At 70.5% G+C, this 11,356-nt stretch carries 10 protein-coding genes; 5 read left to right on the top strand and 5 right to left on the bottom strand.

Annotated features, from left to right (window positions below):
* Nucleotides 1-774: 774 nt before the first annotated feature.
* The gene (locus tag HG543_RS45560; RefSeq protein WP_343073598.1) at nucleotides 775-2,250 is read left to right on the top strand and encodes a multicopper oxidase family protein; all 1,476 of its coding nucleotides are present in this window, start codon (nucleotides 775-777) and stop codon (nucleotides 2,248-2,250) included.
* Between the two features lie 55 nt (nucleotides 2,251-2,305).
* The gene (locus HG543_RS45555) at nucleotides 2,306-2,458 is read left to right on the top strand and encodes a hypothetical protein (protein ID WP_169351237.1); all 153 of its coding nucleotides are present in this window, start codon (nucleotides 2,306-2,308) and stop codon (nucleotides 2,456-2,458) included.
* Between the two features lie 31 nt (nucleotides 2,459-2,489).
* Here HG543_RS45555 and HG543_RS45550 read toward each other — a convergent pair whose 3' ends face one another.
* The gene (locus HG543_RS45550; protein ID WP_169351236.1) at nucleotides 2,490-3,458 is read right to left on the bottom strand and encodes a deoxyhypusine synthase family protein; all 969 of its coding nucleotides are present in this window, start codon (nucleotides 3,456-3,458) and stop codon (nucleotides 2,490-2,492) included.
* Between the two features lie 240 nt (nucleotides 3,459-3,698).
* Between HG543_RS45550 and HG543_RS45545 the strand changes: the two genes are divergently transcribed.
* From HG543_RS45545 to HG543_RS45535, 3 genes are all read left to right on the top strand, one after another.
* A complete protein-coding gene (locus tag HG543_RS45545) occupies nucleotides 3,699-5,522 on the top strand; it encodes an AMP-dependent synthetase/ligase (protein ID WP_169351235.1) in 1,824 nt (607 codons plus the stop codon).
* A 136-nt stretch (nucleotides 5,523-5,658) separates the two neighbouring features.
* Nucleotides 5,659-6,087, top strand: coding sequence for an archease (locus HG543_RS45540; RefSeq protein WP_169351234.1), 429 nt, complete (start codon nucleotides 5,659-5,661; stop codon nucleotides 6,085-6,087).
* 34 nt (nucleotides 6,088-6,121) lie between these two features.
* Nucleotides 6,122-7,585: an RtcB family protein gene (locus HG543_RS45535; RefSeq protein ID WP_171818381.1), complete on the top strand. Its 1,464-nt coding sequence runs from the start codon at nucleotides 6,122-6,124 to the stop codon at nucleotides 7,583-7,585.
* 87 nt (nucleotides 7,586-7,672) lie between these two features.
* Here the strand turns inward: HG543_RS45535 and HG543_RS45530 are convergent, their stop codons facing one another.
* From HG543_RS45530 to HG543_RS45515, 4 genes are all read right to left on the bottom strand, one after another.
* A complete protein-coding gene (locus HG543_RS45530; RefSeq protein ID WP_169351232.1) occupies nucleotides 7,673-8,404 on the bottom strand; it encodes a hypothetical protein in 732 nt (243 codons plus the stop codon).
* A gap of 121 nt (nucleotides 8,405-8,525) precedes the next feature.
* Entirely contained in the window at nucleotides 8,526-9,530 is a 1,005-nt protein-coding gene (locus HG543_RS45525) for a helix-turn-helix domain-containing protein (RefSeq protein ID WP_169351231.1), read from the bottom strand.
* A 177-nt stretch (nucleotides 9,531-9,707) separates the two neighbouring features.
* Nucleotides 9,708-10,397 carry a TVP38/TMEM64 family protein gene (locus HG543_RS45520; RefSeq protein WP_169351230.1) on the bottom strand — a complete coding sequence of 230 codons (690 nt, stop codon included), beginning with the start codon at nucleotides 10,395-10,397 and terminating at the stop codon, nucleotides 9,708-9,710.
* Between the two features lie 215 nt (nucleotides 10,398-10,612).
* The coding region (locus HG543_RS45515) for an ATP-grasp domain-containing protein (protein ID WP_169351229.1) at nucleotides 10,613-11,356 on the bottom strand (744 nt) is incomplete at its 5' end.

Raw genomic sequence — 11,356 nt, 5'->3', positions numbered from 1 at the left:
GCGCGGAGGGCTCGGTGGGGGCAGGGGAGGAGAGCGGTTCGACGGCCTCGGACATGGGTGCCGAGTGTATGCGCTTGGGGCCGGGGTCTCACCAGGGGCAGGCAGGCCCCTGCCCCGGGCAAGGTGAGGTTGCGGCGGCATCCGTGCCCGCGTATATGCGGAGGCATCGTGTCCCTGGTCCTGCGCATCTTCACACTCGCTCTACTGCTCGGCTGGCAGGCCGTTGCCGTTGGAGCGGGCGGGCCCGCGCACTACTGCCGGAAGCAGGTCGAGACACGCTCCGACGAATGCCGCTGTCCCCACGGCGAGATGAAGGCGGAGCACGCGCCTCACGGCCAGCCGACGCTCCGGGCCGACTGCTGTGACGAGCCGGGCTGGGAGATGCCTCCGCCGACGTTCGCGGATGTCTGCAGCCACTCCGTCCTGTTCGCCGCTCCGCCAGCCCTCGCCCCCGCATGGCTGAGCGTCCCACCCCCGGTTGAAGGTGGCCACCCGGCCCTCGCGCGCTGGGAAAGGCCTCCCTCACAGGGGCCACCTGTCTTCCTTCGCATCCGCACGCTCCTCATCTGAGTGCTCCCGGCGCGCGCCGGTCCGCTGGCTTCCCCCCTGAACCTTCATGGGGGCGCCCGAGGGACTGGCCGCCGCGCCGTGGGGAAGAGGCACGTGGCGACGCATCACCGCCACGGCGCTTCGACCTCCTGGAGGCCATGAGGAGCCGGGCGCGCGCATCGCTGCTCCGGCCAGCCGTCTTCCTTCCGCCTGGAGCACGATTCCGTGTCGAACCCCTTCCACGCCTCGCGGGCCGCTTCGGCCGGCGCGAGCCCGCTTTCGTTCAACCTTCACCTCCTGGCCCCGGCGCTGCTCGCGGTGGCTCTCGCCGCGGGTGCTTGCAGGCCTCGCGACAAGGAGCCGCCCCAGGCCGCGCGGGCGCTCCGCGAGTTCACCGGGGCCTACCCCCTGGAGGCCCGTCCCAACGGCACGGTGCGCTCCTTCGACATCGTGGCCGAGCCCACCGAGGTGGAGCTCGTCGACGGCCAGAAGCTGCGCGTCTGGGCCTACAACGGTCAGGTGCCCGGTCCCCAGCTGCGCATCCGCCTGGGCGAGACGCTGCGGGTCCGCTTCACCAACCGGCTTCCCCAGGAGACCACCATCCACTGGCACGGTGTGCGGTTGCCCAACGCCATGGATGGGGTGCCGCATACCACCCAGCGGCCGGTGCAGCCGGGGGAGACCTTCGTCTACGAGTTCACCCCCAAGGACGCCGGCACCTTCTGGTTCCATCCCCACGTGCGCAGCAGCGAGCAGGTGGAGCGCGGCCTGTATGGCCTGCTCATCGTCGAGGACACCGCGCCGCCGCCGTACAGCCGCGACGTGGTCTGGGTCGTCGATGATTGGCTGCTCGACGAGACGGGGCAGGTGTTTCCCCGCTTCAACACCCGGCATGACCTGGCGCACGACGGGCGGTGGGGCAACGTCCTTACGGTGAACGGGCGCACCGACACGGTGCTGCGCGTGCGCCCGGGAGAGCGCATCCGGCTGCGCCTGCTCAACTCCGCCAACGGGCGCGTGGTGATGCCGGACTTCTCCGGCCTGGACGCGAAGCTCATCGCGGTGGATGGCTTGTACCTGCGCGAGCCCATCGACCCCGCGGGCTTCGAGCTCGCGCCGGGCAACCGCATCGACCTGGACATCACCTTCAACCAGAACCTGGCCGCGCCGCTGCCCATCGTCGACCGCTTCTCCGCGCGCCGGCCGAATGTCCTGGCGCACATCACCACCGAGGGCGAGCCCGTCACCCCGCCTGCCTTCGCCTCCCCCGCGCGAGCCCACGTGCCCGCCTGGAGCGAGGGCCTCCACGTCCCCGAGCACCATGCCTTCCGGCTCAATGCCCGGCGGGGTGGGCCCTTCGGCATCGAGTGGACGCTCGATGACAAGGCCTTCGCGGGGCACTCGGCCCACCATGAGCCGGCGCTCACCCTGACGAGCGGCCGGTTCTACCGGCTGCGCTTCGTGAACGAGTCCGCGCGCCTGCACCCCCTCCACCTGCACGGGATGTTCTTCCGGCTGCTCGCTCGGGACGGCACGCCGGTGGAGGAACCGTTCTTCCGCGACACCGTCCTCGTCCACGGGAACGAGTCCGTGGACATCGCCCTCGTTCCCACCGACGCGGGCTCCTGGATGCTGCACTGCCACATCCTGGAGCACGCCGAGGCCGGGATGATGACCCTCATCGCGGTCCGCGCCCCGTAGCGGCGGCGCGCCGTCGTCTTCTTCCTTCGTTCACCCTTCAGAAAGGTCGTTGCTCATGTTCATGGAAATGCTCATTGGCGTCATCCTGATGACGATTCTCATCGTGGTGCTCACGCCCGCGCTGTGGAGCTCGCGGCTCAGCCTCACCGAGAAGCAGAAGGAGTGGGAGCGGCAGAGCCAGGGGAAGCGCCCCAGGTCCGGGACCTGAGGCGCTCCCCACGCTCACCGCGCCACGGACCTCACGCGCCGAGCACGTAGCCGAAGATGAGCGGTGCGACGATGGACGCATCGCTCTCCACCACGTACTTCGGCGTGTCGATGCCCAGCTTGCCCCACGTGATCTTCTCGTTGGGCACGGCGCCGGAGTACGAGCCGTAGCTCGTCGTCGAGTCGCTGATCTGGCAGAAGTACGCCCAGAGCGGCACGCCCTCGCGGCGCAGGTCCTGGTGCAGCATGGGCACCACGCAGATGGGGAAGTCCCCGGCGATGCCGCCGCCAATCTGGAAGAAGCCGATGGGCGAGCGCGGCGCGGTCTCCGTGTACCAGGCCGCGAGCGTCATCATGTACTCGATGCCGGTGCGCACGGTGTGGACGTTCTTCACGTCGCCGGAGATGCAGTGCCCCGCGTACATGTTGCCCAGCGTGGAGTCCTCCCAGCCCGGCACCCACAGGGGCAGGTTCTTCTCGCAGGCCGCGAGCAGCCAGCTGTTGCGCGGGTCAATCTGGTAGCTGCCGGCCAGCTTCCCTCCGCGCAGCACGCGGTAGAGGAACTCGTGTGGGAAGTGCCGCCGCCCCTCGCGGTCCGCCGCGGTCCACTCCTCCAGGATGGCGGACTCGATGCGGCGCATGGCCTCCATCTCCGGGATGCAGGTGTCCGTCACCCGGTTCATGTGCCGCTCCAGCAGCGCCTGCTCGTCCTTCGGCGTCAGGTCTCGGTAGTGCGGCACCCGCTCGTAGAACTGGTGGGCCACGAGGTTGAAGATGTCCTCCTCCAGATTGGCCCCCGTGCAGCAGATGGCGTGGACCTTGTCGCGGCGGATGAGCTCCGCCAGCGAGATGCCCAGCTCCGCGGTGCTCATCGCGCCCGCGAGCGTGACGAGCATCTTCCCGCCCGCGTCCACGTGCCGCACGTAGCCCTCGGCCGCGTCCACGAGCGCCGCCGCGTTGAAGTGCTTGAAGTGCGTCCGGCAGAAGTCCCTGATGTTCAAGAGGTCAGCTCCCGGCGACGAGGGGTCGGCATGGGGCTGTCGCCAGGGCGCACCACACCGAACGCCCTACGGCCCGGGCACGGGCCGCCATCGAAGCGTCGGGTGGCTGAAGCGAGCCCCCTTGTAACCACGCCCTGCCGCCGTCGCAAGCGCGCCATTCCGTCCCGGGGCGCTGCCCACTGGCTGACGCATGGCAATCGTCACCCTGTCGCGGCGCGAGAAGGTCCCCACAATCAGCGCATGAGTGGCAACGCACCCCAGAAGGAGTCGTCGGGCGAGGGACAGGTTCCGCTCGCCCCGGAGGCCCACCTGCTCCAGCCCCTGCTGGAGCTCGCACGCAGGAGTCCGGACAAGCCCCTGTTCTCCCGCCGCGTCGGGGACCGGTTCGAGGCCCTCACCGCGGGGGACATCGTCCGGACCGTCCGCCGGCTCGCCCGCGGGTTGATGGCCCTGGGCGTCGAGCCGGGCCAGCGCGTGGCGCTGATGTCCCGGACGCGCGTCGAGTGGGCGCTGCTCGACTACGCCATCCTCGCCGCCGGAGCCACCACGGTGCCGATGTACGAGACCTCGTCCGCCTCCCAGGTGGAGTGGATCCTCCACGACAGCGAGGCGGTGATGGCCTTCTTCGAGACGGACGCCCTGCACGGCCTCTACCGCCAGTCCGCGGAGCGGCTTCCGGCCTGCCGGCACACGTTCGTCATCGACCAGGCGGCGCTCGAGCACCTCCAGCAGCGCGGCGATGAGGTGGACGAGGCCCGGCTGGATGAACGGCTGGCGGCACTGCGCACCGACGCCCTGGCCACGCTCATCTACACGTCGGGCACCACGGGCCGGCCCCGGGGCTGCGAGCTGACGCACGGCAACATCCGCTCGAACGCCCTGCAGGTGCGCGTCTACGCGGGCGGCATGGTCACCGGAGGGGACACGACGTTCCTCTTCCTGCCGCTGGCCCATGCGCTGGCGAAGATTCTCTTCCTCGCGGCCATGGAGATGGGCCTCACCGTGGCCTTCGCCAGCAGCGCGGGCAAGGTGGTGGAGGAGCTCTCCCTGGTGCGGCCCGCGTGGTTCGGCACCGTGCCGCGCATCCTGGAGAAGGTGTTCCAGGCGGCGCAGCAGAAGGCGGAGAACGCGGGCCGCGAGCGGGTGTTCGACCTCGCCGTGGACACGGCCATCCAGACCTCGCGGGACAGCGCCGCCGGCCGCCGGAGCCTCGTCACGGGGCTGAAGCGCGCGGTGTTCGACCGGCTCGTGTACCGCCAGCTCCGCCAGGTCTTCGGTGGGCGACTGCGCTTCGTGGTGTCGGGCGGCGGGCCGCTGCCGGAGCGGCTGAACCACTTCTACAACGGCATCGGCGTGAGGGTCATCGAGGGCTACGGGATGACGGAGACGAGCCCGGTGCAGACGCTCAACATCGACCGGGCCCAGAGCATCGGCACCGTGGGCCGGCCGCTGCCGGGTACCACCGTGCGCATCGCGGACGATGGGGAAATCCTCGTGAAGGGCCCGCAGGTCTTCCGCGGCTACTGGCACAACGAGGAGGCCACCCGGCGCGCCTTCACCCCGGATGGGTGGCTGCTGACGGGAGACCTCGGCGGCCTGGACGACGCGGGCTTCCTGCGCATCACCGGACGCAAGAAGGAGATTCTCGTCACCGCCGCCGGGAAGAACGTGGCGCCAGGGCCCCTGGAGGACCACATCCGGGAGCACCCGCTCGTCAGCCAGGCGATGGTGGTGGGCGAGGGCAGGCCCTTCGTGGGGGCGCTCGTCACGCTCGACGCCCAGGGCTTCTCCCAGTGGGCGAAGAAGAACGGGCGGGACGGACAGCCGCTGGAGTCCCTGGTGAACGACTCCGCGTTGCGCGCCGAGGTGGGGCACGCCATCGAGGCGGCCAACCGCACCGTGTCGCGCGCGGAGTCCATCCGGAAGTTCGCCATCCTCCCCCAGGACTTCACCATCGAACGGGACGAGATAACGCCCTCGCTGAAGATTCGACGCCACGTCGTCAGCAAGCACTACGCCGACGTCATCGAGGGCCTGTACGCGCACGGCGGCGGCGAGGGCTGACCCATGACGCGGCGGCACGGGCCCGGCTGCCCGTCCGTCCTCCTCGGTGGTGGGCTTCGGCTTCCTCGCCGCCGTACTGAAGCGGCTCGGGGCGACTCCCACCTTCAGGGGTGAGCCCATTGCACGGGAGGCCGTCGTGGAGCCTGGAGGGCCGGGGTCCTACGCGTTCGAGTCGCACACCGCCGAGGTCCAGTTCCGCGTCGAGGGCGTCGACCTGTCGGAGCTGTTCGAGGAGGCGGGGTATGCGCTGGCCGAGCTCATGCTCGGCGAGGCGCCACCGGAGCCACCGCGCGGCACGGAGGAGGAGCCCGTCACGCTGGAGGCGGCGGACACGGAGGCGCTGCTCGTCGACTGGCTGAACGAGCTCATCTCCCGCGCGGACACGCACAAGCGCGTGTACACGCACATCGTGGTGGACGAGGTCTCCGGGCGCGGGCTGCGGGCCCGCATCCGAGGCTTCACCCCCGAGGTGCTGAAGACGGCCGTGAAGGCCGCCACCTTCCATGGGCTGGAGATTCGTGAGCACGAGGACGGCTTCGACGCCACCGTCGTGCTCGACGTCTGAACCCGCCGCGGCTTTCCGCCGCGTGGAGGCGAGCATGGAACCCATCATCGAGGTCTCCCGTCCGTCCACACCGCTCCTGCGCCAGCTCGGCCCGGCGCTCCACGAGTTGGACAAGGGCTTCCGCGCGGACATGCGCGTGCCGGCCCGCATCGTCGCCGACGACGAGCTGCTGCGGCGCATGGCCGAGGACCGCAGCATCCTCCAGCTCGTCAACGTGACAACGCTGCCGGGCATCCAGGGCTTCGCCATCGGCATGCCGGACATGCACGAGGGCTACGGCTTCCCCGTGGGCGGCGTGGCGGGCACGCTGCTGCCCGACGGCGTCATCTCTCCCGGAGGCATCGGGTTCGACATCAACTGCGGCGTGCGGCTGCTCGCCACCGGGCTGCGCCATCTGGAGGTGAGCGGGGACCTGCCGGCCCTGGCCCACGACCTGGCCCGGAGCATTCCCACCGGCTTCGGCCGCCACGGCCGGCTGGCCCTGAAGCCGGCCGAGCTGGACCACGTCCTCGCCGACGGCGTCCCCTACGTCATGGGCGTGCTGGGCCTGGGCACCCGGGAGGACCTCGCGCACATCGAGGCGGGCGGACACCTGCCGGCGGCCGACGCGGCGCGGGTCTCCACGCGCGCCCGGGAGCGGGGGCATGACCAGCTCGGCACCCTGGGTGGCGGCAACCACTTCATCGAGATTCAGCGCGTGGAGCACATCCACGACGCGGAGGCCGCCGCGGCCTTCGGACTGTTCGAGGGGCAGCTCACCGTGCTCATCCACACGGGCTCGCGCGGGCTGGGGCACCAGGTGTGCACGGACGCCGTGCGGAAGATGGACCAGGCCCTGGCGCGAGAGGGAATCCGGCTGGTGGACCGGCAGCTCGCCTGCGCGCCGTTCTCCTCGCCCGAGGGGCAGGACTACTACGCGGCCATGTGCGCCGCGGCCAACTTCGCGTGGTCCAACCGGCAGGTGCTCACCCACCGCGTGCGCGAGGTGTTCGGCCGGCGGCTCGGCGAGCGCACCGAGACGTGGGCCCGCGTCGTCTACGACGTGGCCCACAACATCGCGAAGGTGGAGACGTACGGCGGCCAGAAGCTGTGCGTGCACCGCAAGGGCGCCACGCGCGCGTTCGGCCCGGGCGAGCCGGAGCTGCCCACGGCGTACGCGCGGGTGGGGCAGCCGGTGTTCATCCCCGGCAGCATGGGCACGGCGTCCTTCGTGCTCACGGGGCAGGGGGGCTCGCGCGACATTTCGTTCGCCAGCGCATGCCATGGCGCCGGTCGGCAGCTCAGCCGGGCCGCCGCGAAGCGGCAGGTGGTGGGCGCGGAGCTGCGCAAGGCGCTCAACGCGCGCGGCATCATCGTGGAGTGCCCGTCCAACGCGGAGCTCGCCGAGGAGGCCCCCGAGGCCTACAAGGACGTGGACCGCGTGGTGGACGCGGTGGAGACCGCGGGCATCGCCCGGAAGGTGGCGCGGCTGGTGCCGCTGGCGGTGCTCAAGGGGTGAGGGGAAGGCGGGACGGCCGGACGGCCGGGGCACCTGTCCCCGGCCGCCCGTCGCGCGCCGTGGGGCCGCGCACGGCGCGCGCGACGACTACGGCAGGACCCGGATGGAGCTGGCCTGGTTGTCGTAGTTGATCCAACCCAGGTCGTACCGGCTCGTGCCGGCGGCGGTCCAGACCTCGGTCCCCCAGTAGTTGCTGTTCTGGTAGAGGACCGTGTACGTGCCGACGTTCGCCGCGGCGAGCGAGGAGATCTGGTCGTTCCAGTTCCAGAACCAGTTCACCGAGTGGGACGTCAGGTTGGGGACTTCGGTCCCCCGGCTGAAGCGGATCTCCCAGCCCGTCAGGCCCGGGTCCGCATAGAAGATGGCGGGCGTCTCATCCATGGCGGAGACGTCGCCGCCGTCCAGGCGCGGCATCTTCCCGCGCGCCTCCAGGTGGGCGCGCAGCTTCTGGTGCGTCGAGAAGACGTAGACGAAGCCCCCCTCCTGCGACTCCTCGTTCATCAGGTAGATGACCGGCTGGCCGTTGAAGCGCTGGATGGCCTCGGGCGGGAGCCGCACGCCGTCGACGACGATGGGGACCTTGGGCGTCGCGTGCTGGAACTGGGGGTCATTGGCATAGCGGCCGAGGTCGCCCCAGCCGGGGAACAGCCTGGCGAGCGCGGCTTCCTCCTTCGCGCTCCGCGCGGTCGCCGTGGGGTTCCCCTCGGCGTCCACCGGAGCCGTCCCTTCACCGCCACCACAGCCCACGAGGGAGGCCAGGGAGAAGGCGATGCACGCGCTCAGCCACGGGGTGCTCACAGCTGCCTTGTTGCGATACATGTTGCGGTCCTTTCAGGCGGAAACTCCGACCCGGCGGCCAGACGTCGTCCGGGGCGGGGGACGGGCCGACAGGAATCCCTCCCGCCAAAGCCCGTGAAGCCTGATGTACCGGGCTACCCGGTCAGGACTCTCGGACGCGAGCGCACGGCGATTCGACTGGGAGCGCACCGGAGGCCAGGGCCTGCTTGCGCCATTCACGGGGCGTCATGCCGTGGGCGGCCTTGAAGACGCGGCCAAAGTGCGACAGGTCCCTGAAGCCCCAGCCGAAGGCGATGTCGGCGATGGTCCGCGAGCGCATGGCGGGGGCGGCGAGGTCCTGGCGGCAGCGCTCCAGGCGGTGTGAGAGCACCCGGCGCATGAGGGTCTCGCCCGTCGGCTCGAAGAGTTCGTGCAGGTAGCGGGTGGACATGCGAAACGCGCTGGCCACGCTGGCGGGGTCCAGGTCGGGGTCGCCGAGGTGGCGCTCGAGGTAGTCGCAGACGGCCTGCCGCCTCGCGGCGAGGACTCCCGGCGCCGCGGCCTCCCGCGCCTCGGCCGTGGCGCCCACGGCGACGGCAAGCAGGTCCACGAGGATGTTGCCGACGGCTTCGGCGGTGCTCCCCGTGGGTGGAGGCATCCGCGCGAAGGTGCCCAGGTATGCCGAGGCCAGCGCACCCGCGCCCTCGGCGCCGCGCACGACGAGCCCCGCGGCCATGTCCCGGTCCCTGAGCCGGGGCTGGAGGACATGATGGGGCAGGGCCAGGGTGACGCCCTGCCACTCCTGCTCGAAGTGGACCTCGCCGGGCCGCGTCAGGTCGATGATGCCGAAGTCACCAGGGGCCAGCCGGTGCTCCGTCCCGCCCTGCCGCATCGTGCTCGTCCCAGATACCTGGAGGTTGATGAGATAGGCCTCCCGTGAGCCGCGCGCGATGTCCCGGGCGTTCAAGCAGACGCGATGCGCCGCGGCATGGAAATCCATGACGGGCAGCCGCCCAACGGTGTGGGCGCGGAGCCGGCCGAAGAAGGGCTTCTCCGTGGTCCGCTCCGATGTCAGCCCCGCGAAGTGCTCGCGAGTGATTTCACTCCATTGCTCGAAACGATTCTCTTCGGAGACACCATCCGTGGAGAATTCCAGTCGCATATCCATCCAGGCCGAGGCCCCCTCCATGTCTCGAACCGCGAGTGGGCGGGAAACTAGACGGGCGAAGCGAGGAATTGATACGAATTTCGCTGCCGGCGGATGTTTCGGATTGGCCTGGGCGTGAGTTATTGCATGCATTGATACAGATGCAATTGATTGCAGGCGGGATATCACCCACCGCGGCTACGTCCCGAGCCGCTGGCGCAGGACGTGGAAGGCCCAGACACCGAACAGGATGCCCGCGAGCCCAAGGCCCACCAGCATCACGGTGCGCTGCTCCAGGAAGCTGGCGCCCAGGTAGACGGTCGCCACGGCATACGGCAGCTCCGCCAGCGCGAGGACGAGCAGGTAGCGCCGCAGCCCGTAGCGCGCCAGGCCGAGCACGTAGCCGGGAATCTCCGAGGGCACCGCGAGCTGGAAGAGGAACACCAGGCCCAGCGGCGTGCGGCGGGAGATGCGCTCCTCGTAGCGAGCGAGCCCGCGCGCGGACGTCAGCCGGCGGATGACGGGGCGGCCCCAGGCGCGCGCGATGCCATACGCGGTGGCCCCCCCGAGCATCCACCCCACCCAGAGCAACAGCGCGCAGACCGTCTTCCCCCAGGCGTGCAGCGCCACCGGCAGCAGCAGGGCGCTGGAGAAGAAGGCCAGCATCGCCGACAGCGCGGACAGGAGGATGAAGAGGAGCGCGCCCCAGAAGGGGTGCTCGGAGATGATGGGCGCGGCGGCCTCGAGGACGCGCCGGAGGCCGGACTGGAAGGACTCCGATGAGGCGAGGAGGGCGAGCCCCACGAGCAGCGCGGCCAGCACGAGCGCGCGGCCCCAGGCGGCCGGTGGCCCGTGCGTCTCGTTCCCGGGCGTGGCGTCCGTGCTCATGCCTGACACCGGCCCATCGCCGCGCTCCTTCGCGAGGACACCGGCCCCGCGCTCCGTCAGGTACCATCGACATCCCGGAAGACGGCCGGGCGCAGGGTCTCTCCCCGGGTCGAAGCACCTGCCTGCCTTCACGTGCAATTTCAGCCCGGCGACGTTGGACGTGCAATCGCTCCAGCAGGGTCGGCTCATGGACGGGCCGCCAGGGAGGCCCCCGGCTACGGCGCGGTGCGCATGCCCTCCACCACGGCCCTGGCGATGGCGCGGCTGATGGGGTGACCGAGCTTCATCTCCACGTCGAGGTAGATGGGCGAGCTGTTGAGCTCCAGGAAGACGTAGTCGTCGCCGTGGTGCTTGATGTCGATGCCCGCGAAGGTGAGGCCGCAGGCGCGCGCGGCCTTGCGGCAGAACTGCTTCACGGGTTCGGGGAGCGGCACCTCGCGGTAGGCCGCGTTGCCTCCGCTGTAGACGGGGTCGGCACGGAAGTCGAGGTGCTGCTCGGGCGTCTCGATGGCCACGCAGGAGACGACTTCGTCGCCCACGAGCATGACGCGCAGGTCGTCTCCGCGGACGCGCTCCTGGAAGATGACGGGGGAGGTGGTGACCGCGTCCAGGTGCTCCAGGGCCTCGGCGTCGAGGACGCGGGTGACGGCGCCGCCCATGATGGGCTTGAAGATGACGTCCTTCACCTCGGCGTGGAAGGCGCGGATGGCGTCGGGGTCATTGGAGATGAGCGTGCGCGGCACGCGGGCGCCGAGGCTTCGCAGCGCGTGGAGCTGGAAGGGCTTGTATTGCATGACGCTGGCGGCGTGCGGCCCGTTCACGAGCGTGACGCCCTGGTGGGCCAGCTTCAGCAGCCAGGCCACGAAGTACGAGGCGCGCTCGCGTGTCTGCATGAAGTGGGTGTGCCAGTCCTCGTAGAGGACGAGCTCTCCGTCCTTCTCCAGGGCGGGGACGAAGGG

Source organism: Pyxidicoccus fallax (assembly GCF_012933655.1).
Taxonomy (GTDB): domain Bacteria; phylum Myxococcota; class Myxococcia; order Myxococcales; family Myxococcaceae; genus Myxococcus; species Myxococcus fallax.
The sequence above is the reverse complement of the archived record's forward strand: the minus strand, read 5'-3'. Positions and strand labels throughout refer to the sequence as shown.